Origin of the sequence: Sanguibacter keddieii DSM 10542 (assembly GCF_000024925.1) — a bacterium.
Lineage (GTDB): Bacteria > Actinomycetota > Actinomycetes > Actinomycetales > Cellulomonadaceae > Sanguibacter > Sanguibacter keddieii.
The window spans coordinates 3285412-3299455 of the sequence record NC_013521.1 but is presented as its reverse complement, the minus strand read 5'-3'; the positions used below and the strand labels follow the sequence as shown (position 1 = coordinate 3299455).

The window sequence follows — 14044 nt, the reverse complement described above, 5'->3', positions numbered from 1 at the left end:
GAGGACAGATCCCCATGGGAATCCGTAAGTACAAGCCGACGACGCCCGGACGCCGCGGCGCCAGCGTCGCCGACTTCGTCGAGATCACGCGCTCGGAGCCGGAGAAGTCGCTGATCCGCCCGCTCCACAAGACCGGTGGCCGTAACAGCTCCGGCCGTATCACCACCCGTCACAAGGGTGGTGGCCACAAGCGTGCGTACCGCGTCATCGACTTCCGTCGCCACGACAAGGACGGCGTGCCCGCCAAGGTCGCTCACATCGAGTACGACCCGAACCGGACCGCCCGCATCGCGCTGCTGCACTACGCGGACGGCGAGAAGCGCTACATCATCGCCCCGAACAAGCTGCGTCAGGGTGACGCGATCGAGAACGGCGCCGGCGCTGACATCAAGCCTGGCAACAACCTGCCTCTTCGCAACATCCCGACCGGTACGGTCATCCACGCCATCGAGCTCAAGCCCGGCGGCGGCGCGAAGATCGCACGTTCGGCCGGTGTGTCGGTGCAGCTCGTCGCCAAGGACGGCAACTTCGCGCAGCTGCGCATGCCGTCCGGCGAGATCCGCAACGTCGACCTGCGCTGCCGCGCGACGGTCGGCGAGGTGGGCAACGCCGAGCAGTCGAACATCAACTGGGGCAAGGCCGGCCGCATGCGCTGGAAGGGCAAGCGCCCGACCGTCCGTGGTGTCGCCATGAACCCGATCGACCACCCGCACGGTGGTGGTGAAGGGAAGACCTCCGGTGGTCGTCACCCTGTCAGCCCCTGGGGCCAGGCAGAGGGTCGCACCCGTCGTCCCAACAAGGCGAGCGACAAGCTCATCGTCCGTCGCCGTCGTACCGGCAACAAGAAGCGTTGATAAGGAGCCTGACAGATGCCTCGTAGCCTCAAGAAGGGCCCCTTCGTTGACGGTCACCTTCAGAAGAAGGTGGACGTCCAGAACGAGAAGGGGACCAAGAACGTCATCAAGACCTGGTCCCGTCGGTCGGTCATCACGCCCGACTTCCTCGGTCACACGTTTGCCGTGCACGACGGACGCAAGCACACCCCGGTGTTCGTCACCGAGTCGATGGTGGGTCACAAGCTCGGCGAGTTCGCTCCGACGCGCACCTTCCGCGGCCACGTGAAGGACGACAAGAAGGGCCGTCGCCGCTGACCCCCCGGGTCAGCAGCGACAGGGACCTCTTGGTCATGACCAGACAAGAAGGCAGGACAGCAATGGAAGCCAAGGCGCAGGTGCGGTTCATCCGCGTCACGCCCCAGAAGGCCCGGCGCGTCGTGGATCTCATCCGTGGCAAGCAGGCCACTGAGGCCGTCGCGGTGCTGAAGTTCGCACCGCAGGCCGCCAGCGAGCCGATTCGCAAGGTCGTGGAGAGCGCGATCGCGAATGCACGGGTCAAGGCAGACCGCGCGAGCGTGGCGTTCGACGAGCAGCAGCTCGTCGTGACCGCCGCGTTCGTCGACGAGGGTCCGACCCTCAAGCGGTTCCGCCCCCGCGCTCAGGGGCGTGCCAGCCAGATCCTCAAGCGGACCAGCCACATCACCGTGGTTGTCGCCCCGCGTGAAGACACGAAGGGAAGGGCCCGATAGTGGGACAGAAGGTTCACCCGCACGGGTACCGTCTCGGCATCACCACCGACCACCGGTCGCGTTGGTTCGCCGACAGCACCAAGCCCGGTCAGCGCTACCGCGACTACGTCCGTGAGGACGTCCAGATCCGCAAGCTCATGAGCACCGGTCTCGAGCGCGCAGGAATCTCGAAGGTTGAGATCGAGCGCACCCGCGACCGCGTCCGCGTCGACATCCACACCGCCCGTCCGGGCATCGTGATCGGTCGTCGTGGCGCCGAGGCAGACCGCATCCGCGGCGAGCTCGAGAAGCTCACGGGCAAGCAGGTCCAGCTCAACATCCTCGAGGTCAAGAACGCTGAGATCGATGCTCAGCTCGTGGCCCAGGGGATCGCCGAGCAGCTCGCGAGCCGCGTCTCGTTCCGCCGTGCGATGCGCAAGGGCATGCAGTCCGCCCAGCGCGCCGGCGCCAAGGGCATCCGTGTCCAGTGCGCTGGTCGTCTCGGTGGCGCCGAGATGAGCCGCAGCGAGTTCTACCGCGAAGGCCGTGTGCCGCTGCACACGCTCCGCGCGAACATCGACTACGGCTTCTTCGAGGCCCGCACCACCTTCGGCCGTATCGGCGTGAAGGTGTGGATCTACAAGGGCGACATGACGGAGAAGGAGTTCGCGGCTTCGCAGGCGAACCAGGCGCCTCGTGCGCCCCGTGGTGGCCCGCGCGGCGAGCGTCCCGCTCGCGGTGGTCGTCGTAACGAGCGTCCGGCCGCTGCCGAGGCGCCCGCCCAGGCCGACCAGGCTGCTGCTGCTCCGGCAGAGGCTGCCCCGGCCGCTCCGACCGGAACGGAGGCCTGAGCATGCTGATCCCGCGCAGGCTCAAGCACCGCAAGCAGCACCACCCGGGGCGCTCCGGCGCCGCGACCGGTGGTACGACGATCGCGTTCGGCGAGTACGGAATCCAGGCTCTCGAGCCTGCTTACGTCACGAACCGTCAGATCGAGGCTGCTCGTATCGCCATGACCCGCCACATCAAGCGTGGTGGCAAGGTCTGGATCAACATCTACCCCGACCGTCCGCTGACCAAGAAGCCGGCGGAGACCCGAATGGGTTCAGGTAAGGGTTCCCCCGAGTGGTGGATCGCGAACGTCAAGCCCGGCCGGATCGTCTTCGAGCTCGCCGGTGTCCCGGAAGAGCTGGCCCGGGAGGCTATGCGTCGCGCTATCCACAAGCTCCCGATGAAGTGCCGTTTCGTGGTGCGCGAGGGTGGTGGCAACTGATGGCTTTCGGAACCAAGGATCTGGCTCCTAGCGAGCTGGACGGCTTCGACAACGAGAAGCTCGTCGCCGAGCTGGAGAAGTCCAAGAAGGAGCTCTTCAACCTCCGCTTCCAGTCGGCCACCGGCCAGCTGGAGAGCCACGGTCGGCTCAAGGCTGTTCGTCGCGACATCGCGCGGATCTACACGATCCTCCGCGAGCGTGAGCTCGGCATCCGTACCGCACCGAGCGTGAGTGAGTGAGGCTGACATGAGCGAGAAGACAACTGCTGAGGCAGCTGCAGAGCAGGACGTCGCCGCGAACCGGCCGAACCGCAAGACGCGGCGCGGCTACGTGGTGAGCGACAAGATGGACAAGACCGTCGTCATCGAGGTCGAAGACCGGGTCAAGCACCCGCTCTACGGTAAGGTGATCCGACGCACCTCGAAGGTCAAGGCGCACGACGAGCAGAACTCTGCTGGTACCGGCGACCTCGTCCTCATCATGGAGACCCGCCCGCTGTCCGCTACCAAGCGGTGGCGCCTGGTGGAGATCCTCGAGAAGGCCAAGTAACACCAGCACTTGGAAGTAGACAGACCACTCCTCTGCGGGGCGGACGCGTGCAGCGCACGGGTCCGCCCCACAGGGGTGTGAGACGAGCTACTACAGTGCTTGTCAGCTATCCGTTCGGCAAGGCTCGTTGCCACGAGAACCAGCTCGACGACAGGAGTTCATTACATGATCCAGCAGGAGTCGCGACTTCGAGTCGCCGACAACACGGGTGCCAAGGAGATTCTCTGCATCCGTGTTCTCGGTGGTTCGGGACGTCGCTACGCCGGTATCGGCGACACCATCGTCGCAACCGTCAAGGACGCGATCCCGGGCGGGAACGTCAAGAAGGGCGATGTGGTCAAGGCCGTCATCGTCCGGACCGCCAAGGAGCGCCGTCGTCCCGACGGTTCCTACATCAAGTTCGACGAGAACGCTGCCGTCATCCTCAAGGCTGACGGCGAGCCCCGTGGAACCCGCATCTTCGGCCCGGTCGGCCGCGAGCTGCGTGACAAGAAGTTCATGAAGATCATCTCGCTGGCGATGGAGGTGCTCTGAACATGGCGAAGATCAAGAAGGGCGACACGGTGATCGTGATCGCCGGTCGCGACAAGGGCAAGACCGGCCGCGTGCTCGAGGTCCTCACGGACTCCGACCGCGTGATCGTCGAGGGTGTCCAGCGCGTCACGAAGCACGTCAAGGTCGGCCAGACCCAGCGTGGGACCCGCACGGGCGGGATCGAGTCCGTCGAGGCCCCGATCCACGTCAGCAACGTGCAGTTCTACGACGCCGAGGCCAAGCGCGGCAAGCGCATCGGTGCCCGCACCGAGCAGGTCGAGCGCGACGGTCGTACTCGTACGGTCCGTGTCCGCGTGACGCGCGGTCACGGCGACACCGCGAAGGACATCTGATGAGCACCGAGACGTACGCGAAGGCACAGCCTCGCCTCAAGGCCCGCTACGCCGCGGAGATCCTCCCGGCGCTCCACGAGGAGTTCTCGCACGAGAACGTCAACCAGGTCGCCGGTCTCACGAAGATCGTCGTCAACATGGGTGTCGGAGACGCTGCGAAGGACGCCAAGCTGATCGAGGGCGCCATCCGCGACCTCACGGCCATCACCGGTCAGAAGCCGCAGGTCACGAAGGCCCGCAAGTCGATCGCCCAGTTCAAGCTGCGTGAGGGTATGCCCATCGGCGCCCACGTCACGCTGCGTGGCGACCGCATGTGGGAGTTCGCCGACCGTCTGCTGTCGATCGCGCTCCCGCGTATCCGTGACTTCCGTGGGCTCTCGCCCAAGCAGTTCGACGGTCACGGCAACTACACGTTCGGTCTGAACGAGCAGTCCATGTTCCACGAGATCGACCCCGACAAGGTCGACCGCGTTCGCGGTATGGACATCACCATCGTGACGACCGCGACCACCGACGCTGAGGGCCGTTCGCTCCTGAAGCGTCTCGGCTTCCCCTTCAAGGAGCTCTGACATGGCGAAGAAGGCCCTGGTCAACAAGGCAGCCGCAAAGCCCAAGTTCGCGGTTCGCGCTTACACCCGGTGCCAGAAGTGCGGTCGCCCGCACTCTGTGTACCGCAAGTTCGGGCTCTGCCGTATCTGCGTGCGCGAGATGGCGCACCGCGGCGAGCTTCCCGGCGTCACCAAGAGCAGCTGGTAACAACTACGTCGTAGGTCCGGCGGTGCCCCTCGTGGCACGTACCGGATACCCCGGCGAGGAAGGGCTACAGCCCAATGACGATGACCGACCCGATCGCAGACATGCTCACGCGTCTGCGTAACGCGAACTCGGCTTACCACGAGACGGTTCAGATGCCGTTCTCGAAGCTGAAGTCGCACATTGCTGAGATTTTGCAGGCCGAGGGATACATCTCCGGCTGGACCGTCGAGGACGCGCCCGTGGGCAAGTACCTCACCATCCAGCTGAAGTTCGGCCCGAGCCGCGAGCGTTCGCTCGCCGGCATCCGCCGTATCTCGAAGCCTGGCCTTCGTGTGTACGCGAAGTCCACGAACCTGCCGAAGGTCCTCGGCGGTCTGGGTGTGGCGATCCTGTCCACGTCCTCAGGCCTCCTGACCGACAAGCAGGCCGCACAGAAGGGCGTGGGTGGGGAAGTCCTCGCCTACGTCTGGTAATCGGAAGACGGAGAGGAAGTTAGCCATGTCCCGTATCGGCAAAGTCCCCGTCCCGGTTCCGTCCGGTGTGGACGTCAGCATCAGCGGAGCGCTGGTGACGGTCAAGGGTCCCAAGGGAACCCTCGAGCACGTCATCCCCGCCCCCATCGAGGTCTCGCTCGCTGAGGACGGTGCCCTCGCGGTCACCCGTCCCAACGACGAGCGCACCTCACGCGCCCTGCACGGGCTCACCCGTACGCTCCTCGCCAACATCATCACCGGTGTGACCGAGGGCTACGAGAAGAAGCTCGAGATCGTCGGCACCGGTTACCGCGTGACGGCCAAGGGTTCCGAGCTCGAGTTCGCGCTCGGCTTCAGCCACCCGGTGGTCATCTCGGCCCCCGAGGGCATCACCTTCGCCGTCGAGGCGCCGACCAAGTTCTCGGTCAGCGGCATCGACAAGCAGCAGGTGGGCGAGGTCGCCGCGAACATCCGCAAGATCCGCAAGCCGGAGCCCTACAAGGGCAAGGGCGTGCGTTACGCGGGCGAGATCGTCCGTCGCAAGGCCGGAAAGGCTGGTAAGTAACCATGGCTCTCAAGATCATGGGCAAGGGCAAGGCAGTCGCGCGTCAGCGCCGTCACCTGCGCCTGCGCAAGAAGATCTCAGGCACGGCTGCTCAGCCGCGTCTGGTGGTTACCCGCTCCGCTCGTCACATGACCGCTCAGGTCGTCGACGACACGGTCGGCAAGACCGTCGCCTCGGCTTCGACCCTCGAGGCCGACCTGCGCGCCTTCGACGGCGACAAGACGGCCAAGGCCCGCAAGATCGGCGAGCTCGTCGCCGAGCGTGCCAAGGCTGCCGGCGTCGAGGCAGTCGTGTTCGACCGCGGGGGCAACAAGTACCACGGCCGAGTGGCAGCAGTCGCCGACGGGGCCCGCGAAGGCGGTCTGGCCCTGTGATGACGCGAACCACTTCCGCATCGAAGCAAAGGACTCTCTGATGGCTGCAGGGCAGCGCAGCACCACCGGCGCCCCCACGGGCGGCGCCACCACTGAGAACAACAACAACGACCGTAGGAACGACCGTCGCGGCGGAGGCCGCGGCGGAGACGGTCGCCGCGGTGACGCCGCCGAGAAGAGTGCTTTCGTCGAGCGCGTCGTCACCATCAACCGTGTCGCCAAGGTCGTCAAGGGTGGCCGCCGCTTCAGCTTCACCGCGCTCGTCGTGGTGGGTGACGGCGACGGTACCGTCGGCGTCGGCTACGGCAAGGCCAAGGAAGTTCCCGCCGCCATCGCCAAGGGTGTCGAGGAAGCCAAGAAGAACTTCTTCAAGGTTCCCCGCATCCAGGGCACGGTCCCTCACCCCGTCACGGGCGAGGCAGCCGCAGGCGTCGTGTTCCTCCGTCCGGCCGCACCGGGTACCGGTGTGATCGCCGGTGGTCCGGTCCGCGCCGTCCTCGAGTGCGCCGGCATCCACGACGTCCTGTCGAAGTCCCTCGGGTCCTCGAACGCCATCAACATCGTCCACGCGACGGTGGCGGCGCTCCGCGGCCTCGAGCTTCCCGAGCAGGTTGCTGCTCGTCGCGGCCTCCCGCTCGAGCACGTCGCCCCGGCGGCCATGCTCCGTGCGCAGGCAGCGGGCAAGGCTCCGGCAGCAGAGGCAGGTGCATGATGGCCCGCCTCAAGGTGACCCAGGTCAAGTCCGCCATCGGCGGCAAGCAGAATCAGCGCGACACCCTGCGCACTCTGGGCCTCAAGCGGATCGGTGACACGGCCGTGAAGGAGGACCGCCCGGAGATTCGCGGGATGGTCGTCACGGTGGCGCACCTCGTCACCGTCGAGGAGGTCGAGTGATCATGGCTGAGAAGTCAGACAAGAAGGACGCGGCCGTCGAGGCGACCGACGCTCCCGTGAAGAAGACCGCTGCCAAGAAGGCGCCTGCTGCGAAGTCTGCAGCCGAGGCTCCCGCCAAGGCAGCACCCAAGGCGAAGACGACCAAGGCCGCCAAGGCCGAGGACGCTGCGCCGGTGGCCGCGGCCGGTGCAGGTGGGGCCCTCAAGGTCCACCACCTGCGTCCTGCTCCGGGCGCCAAGACCGCCAAGACCCGCGTGGGTCGCGGTCACGGCTCCAAGGGCAAGACCGCGGGACGTGGGACCAAGGGCCAGAAGGCCCGCTACCAGGTTCCTGAGCGCTTCGAGGGTGGACAGATGCCGCTGCACATGCGGCTTCCGAAGCTCCGTGGCTTCAAGAACCCGTTCCGCACCGAGTACCAGGTCGTGAACCTGGAGAAGCTGTCGGCGCTCTACCCCGAGGGTGGATCCGTCACGGTGGACGACCTTGTCGCGAAGGGCGCAGTCCGCAAGGGCGAGCTCGTCAAGGTCCTCGGCACGGGTGAGATCACCGTCAAGCTCGACGTGACGGTCGACCGTCTCTCGAGCTCCGCCAAGGACAAGATCCTTGCTGCTGGCGGTTCCGTCTCGCAGGCATGACACACCCGACAGGGCCGGTGGCGCACACGCGCTGCCGGCCCTGTCGTCGTCTGTCCATCCAGATGTCCGAGTTGGACCAGACCATCCACTAGACTCGTCCAGTCACTCCCGCGCCGCTCCGGCGGCGGCCAGGGTTCGACAGGCTTCACACAGGCACCGTCGACTCGGTGCCGACTCCACACGCCGCACAGACGGTGACGACTTCCCGCCTCGGCGGACCAGGAGGACTTGGTGCTCAGCGCATTCGCAAGGGCGTTCCGCACGCCCGACCTGCGGCGCAAGCTGCTGTTCACGATCTCGATCATGGCGCTGTTCCGCCTGGGTTCCTTCATCCCGTCCCCGGGGATCGACTACGGGAACGTCCAGGCCTGCCTCGCCGACGGCGGGACCGGCGAGCTCCTCGGGCTCGTGAACCTGTTCTCCGGCGGCGCGCTGCTGCAGCTCTCGATCTTCGCGCTCGGCATCATGCCGTACATCACCGCGAGCATCATCGTGCAGCTGCTCCGCGTGGTCATCCCTCACTTCGAGGCGCTCCACAAGGAGGGCCAGTCGGGCACCGCCAAGCTCACGCAGTACACGCGCTACCTGACGATCGGCCTCGCCGTCCTCCAGGCAACGACCTACGTGACGATGGCCCGCAACGGCCAGCTGCTGCCCGGGTGCGACGTCATCCCGAACGACAGCTTCATGACCTCGCTCCTCATCGTCATCACGATGACCGGCGGCGCCGGCCTCATCATGTGGCTCGGTGAGCTCATCAGCGAGCGTGGCGTCGGCAACGGCATGTCGCTCCTCATCTTCACCTCGATCGCGGCGAGCTTCCCGCCCGCGCTGTTCTCGATCGCCGGCGGCGCCGGTGGCGTCCAGAAGTTCATCATCGTCGTGCTGGTGACCCTCGTGGTCATCGCGGCCGTGGTGTTCGTCGAGCAGTCGCAGCGCCGCATCCCGGTCCAGTACGCCAAGCGCATGGTCGGCCGCAAGATGTACGGCGGGTCGACGACGTACATCCCGATCAAGATCAACATGGCCGGTGTCATCCCGGTGATCTTCGCGTCCTCCCTGCTGGCCGTCCCTGCGCTCATCGCGCAGTTCGCCGCCCCGGAGGCCGGCTGGGTCCAGTGGGTCCAGCGCAACATCGCACAGCCCGAGGCCCCGCTGCACATCGCGCTGTACGTGCTCCTCATCCTCTTCTTCTGCTTCTTCTACACGGCCATCACGTTCAACCCGGACGAGGTCGCCGACAACATGAAGAAGTACGGCGGGTTTGTCCCCGGCATCCGTGCCGGTCGCCCGACCGCCGAGTACCTCGACTACGTGATCACCAGGATCACCTCCGCCGGTGCCCTGTACCTGGCGATCATCGCGCTGATCCCGACGATCACGTTCATCGTGCTCGACGTCAGCACCAACATCCCGTTCGGCGGCACGTCGATCCTCATCATCGTGGGCGTCGGCCTCGAGACGGTGAAGCAGATCGACTCGCAGCTGCAGCAGCGACACTACGAAGGGTTCCTCCGTTGAGCGCACGCATCGTCCTCCTCGGCCCTCCCGGAGCAGGCAAGGGCACGCAGGCAGCACGCCTGGCCGAGTCCCTGAGCATCGAGGCCATCTCGACCGGCGACATCTTCCGCGCCAACATCAAGGGCGAGACCGAGCTCGGTCAGCTGGCCCAGCAGTACACGGCCAAGGGTGAGCTCGTCCCCGACGAGGTCACCAACGCGATGGTCCGCGACAAGCTCGCGGGCAAGGTCGCTGCGGGGGAGCAGGGGTTCATCCTCGACGGCTACCCGCGCAACGTGGCCCAGGTCGCCGAGCTCGACGCGATCCTCGCCGACCTCGGTCTGACGATCGACGGCGCCGTCGAGATCACCGCCGACCCCGAGGTCGTCGTGGAGCGCCTCCTCGGTCGTGCCGAGATCGAGGGCCGTGCCGACGACACCGAGCCCGTCATCCGGCACCGCCTCTCGGTGTACGCGGAGCAGACCGCTCCGATCGCCGCGCTGTACGCCGACCGCGACGCGCTCGCGCAGGTCGACGGCATCGGCTCGGTCGACGAGGTCACGGCTCGTCTGCTCTCCGCGCTCGACCAGCTCCAGGGCTGACGGGGGCGACGGGGTGTTCGGCCGCGAGAAGATCGAGTACAAGACGCCTGAGCAGGTCGCGTGCATGCGGCGCGCCGGTCTCGTGGTCGCGGCCGCCCTCGACGCGGTGCGGACCGCGGCCGTGTCCGGGAGCACGACCTCCGGGCTCGACGCCGTCGCCGCCGACGTGATCGCCGATGCCGGGGCCACGGCGTCGTTCCTCGGCTACGAGGGCTTCCCCGCCACGGTGTGCATCTCGGTCAACGACGCCGTGATCCACGGCATCCCCGGGGACCGTGCCCTGGTCGACGGTGACCTCGTGTCGGTCGACTGCGGCGCGATCGTCGACGGCTGGCACGCGGACGCCGCCCTGTCCTTCGTGGTCGGTGGAGACGCTGCTGCGGACCCGGCCGACCTCGCACTCGTGCGGGCCACCGAGGACGCGCTCTGGGCCGGTGTCGCGGCCCTGGCGTCGGGCGACCGCCTGAGCGCGGTGGCGAACGCGGTCGACGACTCGATCACCGAGGCGGCCGAGCGTGACGGCGCACGGTACGGCATCGTCGAGGACTACGTCGGCCACGGCATCGGGACGTCGATGCACCAGGCGCCCGACGTCCTCAACTACCGCACGCGGGAGCGCGGCGCCAAGATCCGGCCGGGCATGTGCCTCGCGGTCGAGCCGATGATCACCCGTGGCGACCAGCTGACGCACGTCTGCGAGGACGACTGGACGGTCGTCACCAGCGACGGGTCGCGTGCCGCGCACTCCGAGCACACCGTCGCGGTGCTCGACGGCGGTGTGTGGGTCCTGACGGCTCCGGACGGCGGCGCAGAGCGCCTGGCTGCCCTCGGCGTGCGGATCGCCCCGGTCTGAGCCTTTCGGGCGGGGGATCTTCGCGCCGACCACTTCCCAGCACGCAGGTCCGCCGGTACCGTCACGATTCCTGGGCGATCCAGGATCTCTCGTCCTTCGAGCAGAAGGGCCAGCGGGCAGGGCGACAAGATGTCGGGAGACTCGGAGAGGCACGCCGGAGCGCGCGACGGCGCGCGCCCCGCCCGGCTGCCCCGCGCGCCCTCGGTCCTCGTCGCCAAGCCGACGCTCACCGCCCTGCTCGACCGCCACGAGCCGCTCACGGTGCTGCGGGCCCCCAAGGGGTACGGGAAGACCGCGCTCGTCAGCGGGTGGGCCAGGGGCCGCGCCGCGCACGTCGACCTGGTGTGGGTGTCGTGCCGTCTCCCGTCGGTGCTCTCCGACGGCATGCCCGCTCCGTTCTGGGCACGGCTGGCCGACGAGATGTGGCGTTCCGGTCTCGGCGTGGTCGAGCCGGGGCTCGCCCCTGGCCGCAGCGACGTGGTCGCCGCGCTGGCCGGGCGCTCCGACCCGCTGTGCGTGGTGGTCGACGACTTCGACGACAACACCGACCCGCACGTGGCCGGCGAGCTGCTCGACCTCGTGAGCCGTTTCGACACCCTCGACGTCGTCGTCCTGGCACGGTCGCCCCGCACGGCCGACGCGCTCCTGGCGTCGACGGTGGACTCGGTCGAGCTGGGACCCCAGGACCTCCTGCTGAGCGTGGACGACGCCGCCGGGCTCGTCTCCGCGCTGGGGCACGAGCTCACACCCGACCAGGTGCACCGGCTGGTCCGGGACACCGGTGGCTGGCCGGCGCTGCTGCGGGCCGTGCTGGCGGGCTCTGTCTCTGCGTCGCGCACCGAGGGACGGGTGAGGTCCGCCGCGCTCGGGGCAGCGGCGGACGACCTGCAGGCTGCGGTGACCGGCGGGTTCTCGGGGCGCCTACCCCCGGCTGCTCCCGGCGCCGCAGCGCTCCCTGGTCTGGTCTTCCCCGCACAGACGACAGGCGGCCCTCCCGCCCGGCGCCCGTCGTCACGCAGCCCGTCCTCCCGCAGCCCGTCGTCGAGAGACCTGCCCCCCGGTGGGCCGTCGCCCGCCCGCACCTCGCCTGCCGGTCCTGGAGCGCGCGTCGACCGGGCGGTGCTGCACTCGGTGGTCTCTCCCGTGGCGGAGGTCACCGTCGACCTCACCGCAGGCTTCGCGTACCTCCGGGCGGTCTGGGACGAGCTCGACGACCAGGGGATGCGGCGGTTCGTCCAGCACACCGGGCTGCTGGGCGCGTTCACGGTGGACGACGCCGTGGCGAGCAGCGGCCTGCGCGACTCGGCCCGGCACGTGGGCGCGCTCCTCGACCTCGGGCTCCTCGTCCAGGACACGGACGAGGACGACGCCCGGTTCCGCTACGTCGAGGCGGTGCGGCTCGCGGCCGCAGAGATCTTCCGGTCTGAGGAGCCGCGGCGGTTCCGGGTCGCGCAGCGTCGTCTCGCCCGCCTGCGGACGTCCCAGGGGCGGGTCGACGAGGCGGTGGGCCACCTCCTGGCCGCACGGACGTGGGAGGCCTGCGCCGAGCTCGTCGACCTGCACTGGGCGACACTCGTGGCCGAGCGCCCCGAGGTGGTCGCCGACGTGGTGGAGACCGTCCCCGAGGAGGTGCTGGCCCGGCACCCGCGCCTCGGCGTGGCGCGCGCCCACCTCCTGCCGGTCCTGAGGCCGCAACGGCGCCGGACGTCCGGCTCGGGCGCGCCGGTCGACGGTGCTCTCCACGACGTCGGTCCGCGCGCCACCCACCCCGAGGAGGGCTTGGCCCAGGTGCTCGGCTCGATGGAGGAGGGGCTGGGGCAGATCGTCACGCTGCGCCTGACGGGTGACTTCGGCGCGGCGACCACCCTGGCCGAGCGTGCGCAGGACGGGCTCGGGCCGCTGCTGGACACAGCAGACACCGCAGCGAAGGGCGAGCTGGCGCCGCTGCTCTACGAGTGGGCCGTGACGCGCCTGCTCGGCGCCGACGTCGAGGGCGCGCTCGCCGCCTTCCGCCAGGGGGCCGAGCTGGCGCGCAGCGTCGACCGGCCGGTCGTGCTCCGTGAGGCAGCGGTCGGTGCCGCCCTGTGCTGCGCGCTCCTGGGGTACCTCGAGCAGGCGGAGGAGTGGTTGCTCGAGGTGCCGCCCGGTGTACCCGTCGAGGACGCCCCGATCCAGGAGGGGCGCGGGGTGCGCACGGTGCGGTCCATCGTGGCGCTCGAGCGGTTCGAGCCGGCCGGTCCGGAGCAGACGGTGCTGCTGGGCGACCTGGGCGCGGCGTCGGGGCTGGGGGTGGTGGTCGTCGCGGTCCGGGCGCAGGCCGCCCTGCGTGACGGTACGCACTACGAGGTGCTCGCCGAGGTCGAGGAGGCGCGGGAGCACCTCCAGGGCACCACGGCGACCAAGAGCCTCCGGGAGGCTCTCCTGGCGGGCGCCGCGGTCGACCTGTACCTGGGCCTCGGGTACGTGTCGAAGGCGCGGGCCGCCGTCGCGGGCATCGACCACGGCTACGAGGTGGTCGGGCTGGCCTGCGCCCGGACGGACCTCGTGGCGGGGGACCTGGAGGACGCCGTGACGCGGGCCTCTGCGCTGCTGGCGACGCGCGTGGCCGGTCCGCGCCTGCGGCTGGACCTCCTGCTGGTCCTGGCGGCGGCGCAGGCGGGGCTCGGGCACCGGCACGAGGCGGCGGTCGCGCTCGAGGAGGCCACGTCGATCTGCCGGGCGACCGGTCTGCTGCGGAGCTTTCTCAAGGTCCCGAGGGAGGTGCTCGAGGACCTCGCGCCGCTGGTACCGGGGGTCCGGGCCGTGCTGGAGGCCCCGGGGTTCGCCGAGGCCGTCGGGGTGTTCCCGAGCGAGCCGCCGCGCGCGCGGCTGAGCAGCCGTGAGCTGCAGGTGCTGCGGAGCCTGGCCGAGAGCCCCTCGCTCGCGAGCGTCGCACGGTCGCTCTTCCTGTCGTCCAACACCGTCAAGACGCACCTGCGCAGCATCTACCAGAAGCTCGGGACCCACTCGAGCGTCGAGACCGTCGAGAAGGCGCGCGACCTCGGCCTGCTCGACGACGACGTCGCCGTCGAGGGAGAGGGCGACGAGCGCGACGGCGGCGAGCGCTGAGCGGCACCCAC

Annotated in this window: 21 protein-coding genes; all 21 read left to right on the top strand. The window is 68.8% G+C overall.

Going from position 1 to position 14044, the window contains the following annotated elements; translation table 11 throughout:
• Positions 1–14 precede the first annotated feature (14 nt).
• The 21 genes from rplB to SKED_RS14485 all read left to right on the top strand — a co-directional run bounded on the left by rplB (position 15) and on the right by SKED_RS14485 (position 14033).
• Positions 15–854, top strand: coding sequence for a 50S ribosomal protein L2 (gene rplB, locus SKED_RS14585; protein ID WP_012867941.1), 840 nt, complete (start codon positions 15–17; stop codon positions 852–854).
• 15 nt (positions 855–869) lie between these two features.
• On the top strand, positions 870–1151 hold the full coding sequence (gene rpsS, locus SKED_RS14580) for a 30S ribosomal protein S19 (RefSeq protein WP_012867940.1): 282 nt from the start codon (positions 870–872) through the stop codon (positions 1149–1151).
• Between the two features lie 62 nt (positions 1152–1213).
• Positions 1214–1585, top strand: coding sequence for a 50S ribosomal protein L22 (gene rplV / locus SKED_RS14575; protein ID WP_012867939.1), 372 nt, complete (start codon positions 1214–1216; stop codon positions 1583–1585).
• The gene (rpsC, locus tag SKED_RS14570; protein WP_012867938.1) at positions 1585–2415 is read left to right on the top strand and encodes a 30S ribosomal protein S3; all 831 of its coding nucleotides are present in this window, start codon (positions 1585–1587) and stop codon (positions 2413–2415) included. The genes rplV and rpsC overlap by 1 nt, the downstream gene beginning before the upstream one ends.
• A gap of 2 nt (positions 2416–2417) precedes the next feature.
• Positions 2418–2837 (top strand): 50S ribosomal protein L16, encoded by a 420-nt coding sequence (gene rplP / locus SKED_RS14565; protein ID WP_012867937.1) that lies wholly within the window; start codon positions 2418–2420, stop codon positions 2835–2837.
• A complete protein-coding gene (gene rpmC / locus SKED_RS14560) occupies positions 2837–3076 on the top strand; it encodes a 50S ribosomal protein L29 (protein ID WP_012867936.1) in 240 nt (79 codons plus the stop codon). Before rplP ends, rpmC begins: the two co-directional genes overlap by 1 nt.
• A gap of 7 nt (positions 3077–3083) precedes the next feature.
• Positions 3084–3386, top strand: coding sequence for a 30S ribosomal protein S17 (gene rpsQ, locus SKED_RS14555; RefSeq protein ID WP_012867935.1), 303 nt, complete (start codon positions 3084–3086; stop codon positions 3384–3386).
• Between the two features lie 165 nt (positions 3387–3551).
• On the top strand, positions 3552–3920 hold the full coding sequence (gene rplN, locus SKED_RS14550) for a 50S ribosomal protein L14 (protein WP_012867934.1): 369 nt from the start codon (positions 3552–3554) through the stop codon (positions 3918–3920).
• Between the two features lie 2 nt (positions 3921–3922).
• Complete coding sequence (gene rplX, locus SKED_RS14545; RefSeq protein WP_012867933.1) at positions 3923–4273, top strand: 50S ribosomal protein L24; 351 nt, start codon at positions 3923–3925, stop codon at positions 4271–4273.
• Positions 4273–4842, top strand: a complete 570-nt coding sequence (gene rplE, locus SKED_RS14540; RefSeq protein WP_012867932.1) for a 50S ribosomal protein L5 — start codon at positions 4273–4275, stop codon at positions 4840–4842. Before rplX ends, rplE begins: the two co-directional genes overlap by 1 nt.
• Position 4843: 1 nt before the next feature.
• A complete protein-coding gene (locus SKED_RS14535) occupies positions 4844–5029 on the top strand; it encodes a type Z 30S ribosomal protein S14 (RefSeq protein ID WP_012867931.1) in 186 nt (61 codons plus the stop codon).
• 74 nt (positions 5030–5103) lie between these two features.
• Positions 5104–5502 carry a 30S ribosomal protein S8 gene (gene rpsH, locus SKED_RS14530; RefSeq protein ID WP_012867930.1) on the top strand — a complete coding sequence of 133 codons (399 nt, stop codon included), beginning with the start codon at positions 5104–5106 and terminating at the stop codon, positions 5500–5502.
• A 25-nt stretch (positions 5503–5527) separates the two neighbouring features.
• Positions 5528–6067 carry a 50S ribosomal protein L6 gene (gene rplF, locus SKED_RS14525; RefSeq protein WP_012867929.1) on the top strand — a complete coding sequence of 180 codons (540 nt, stop codon included), beginning with the start codon at positions 5528–5530 and terminating at the stop codon, positions 6065–6067.
• A 2-nt stretch (positions 6068–6069) separates the two neighbouring features.
• Entirely contained in the window at positions 6070–6441 is a 372-nt protein-coding gene (gene rplR, locus SKED_RS14520) for a 50S ribosomal protein L18 (protein ID WP_012867928.1), read from the top strand.
• 40 nt (positions 6442–6481) lie between these two features.
• Entirely contained in the window at positions 6482–7153 is a 672-nt protein-coding gene (gene rpsE, locus SKED_RS14515) for a 30S ribosomal protein S5 (RefSeq protein WP_012867927.1), read from the top strand.
• Entirely contained in the window at positions 7153–7335 is a 183-nt protein-coding gene (gene rpmD, locus SKED_RS14510; protein WP_012867926.1) for a 50S ribosomal protein L30, read from the top strand. The genes rpsE and rpmD overlap by 1 nt, the downstream gene beginning before the upstream one ends.
• 2 nt (positions 7336–7337) lie before the next feature.
• Positions 7338–7970: a 50S ribosomal protein L15 gene (rplO, locus tag SKED_RS14505; RefSeq protein ID WP_012867925.1), complete on the top strand. Its 633-nt coding sequence runs from the start codon at positions 7338–7340 to the stop codon at positions 7968–7970.
• 231 nt (positions 7971–8201) lie between these two features.
• Positions 8202–9491: a preprotein translocase subunit SecY gene (gene secY / locus SKED_RS14500; protein ID WP_012867924.1), complete on the top strand. Its 1290-nt coding sequence runs from the start codon at positions 8202–8204 to the stop codon at positions 9489–9491.
• On the top strand, positions 9488–10072 hold the full coding sequence (locus tag SKED_RS14495) for an adenylate kinase (protein WP_012867923.1): 585 nt from the start codon (positions 9488–9490) through the stop codon (positions 10070–10072). Before secY ends, SKED_RS14495 begins: the two co-directional genes overlap by 4 nt.
• 13 nt (positions 10073–10085) lie before the next feature.
• Positions 10086–10925, top strand: a complete 840-nt coding sequence (gene map / locus SKED_RS14490; protein WP_012867922.1) for a type I methionyl aminopeptidase — start codon at positions 10086–10088, stop codon at positions 10923–10925.
• A 129-nt stretch (positions 10926–11054) separates the two neighbouring features.
• The gene (locus tag SKED_RS14485) at positions 11055–14033 is read left to right on the top strand and encodes a LuxR C-terminal-related transcriptional regulator (protein WP_012867921.1); all 2979 of its coding nucleotides are present in this window, start codon (positions 11055–11057) and stop codon (positions 14031–14033) included.
• Positions 14034–14044 lie beyond the last annotated feature (11 nt).

Coding starts and splice junctions, on each gene's coding strand:
- rplP (WP_012867937.1), top strand. CDS start 2,418: ATGCTGATCCCGCGCAGGCTCAAGCACCGCAAGCAGCACCACCCGGGG.
- rplN (WP_012867934.1), top strand. CDS start 3,552: ATGATCCAGCAGGAGTCGCGACTTCGAGTCGCCGACAACACGGGTGCC.
- rpsS (WP_012867940.1), top strand. CDS start 870: ATGCCTCGTAGCCTCAAGAAGGGCCCCTTCGTTGACGGTCACCTTCAG.
- rpsH (WP_012867930.1), top strand. CDS start 5,104: ATGACGATGACCGACCCGATCGCAGACATGCTCACGCGTCTGCGTAAC.
- rplV (WP_012867939.1), top strand. CDS start 1,214: ATGGAAGCCAAGGCGCAGGTGCGGTTCATCCGCGTCACGCCCCAGAAG.
- rplO (WP_012867925.1), top strand. CDS start 7,338: ATGGCTGAGAAGTCAGACAAGAAGGACGCGGCCGTCGAGGCGACCGAC.
- rpsQ (WP_012867935.1), top strand. CDS start 3,084: ATGAGCGAGAAGACAACTGCTGAGGCAGCTGCAGAGCAGGACGTCGCC.
- SKED_RS14535 (WP_012867931.1), top strand. CDS start 4,844: ATGGCGAAGAAGGCCCTGGTCAACAAGGCAGCCGCAAAGCCCAAGTTC.
- rplE (WP_012867932.1), top strand. CDS start 4,273: ATGAGCACCGAGACGTACGCGAAGGCACAGCCTCGCCTCAAGGCCCGC.
- rplR (WP_012867928.1), top strand. CDS start 6,070: ATGGCTCTCAAGATCATGGGCAAGGGCAAGGCAGTCGCGCGTCAGCGC.
- rplF (WP_012867929.1), top strand. CDS start 5,528: ATGTCCCGTATCGGCAAAGTCCCCGTCCCGGTTCCGTCCGGTGTGGAC.
- rplB (WP_012867941.1), top strand. CDS start 15: ATGGGAATCCGTAAGTACAAGCCGACGACGCCCGGACGCCGCGGCGCC.
- rpsE (WP_012867927.1), top strand. CDS start 6,482: ATGGCTGCAGGGCAGCGCAGCACCACCGGCGCCCCCACGGGCGGCGCC.
- rpmD (WP_012867926.1), top strand. CDS start 7,153: ATGGCCCGCCTCAAGGTGACCCAGGTCAAGTCCGCCATCGGCGGCAAG.
- SKED_RS14485 (WP_012867921.1), top strand. CDS start 11,055: ATGTCGGGAGACTCGGAGAGGCACGCCGGAGCGCGCGACGGCGCGCGC.
- rpmC (WP_012867936.1), top strand. CDS start 2,837: ATGGCTTTCGGAACCAAGGATCTGGCTCCTAGCGAGCTGGACGGCTTC.
- rplX (WP_012867933.1), top strand. CDS start 3,923: ATGGCGAAGATCAAGAAGGGCGACACGGTGATCGTGATCGCCGGTCGC.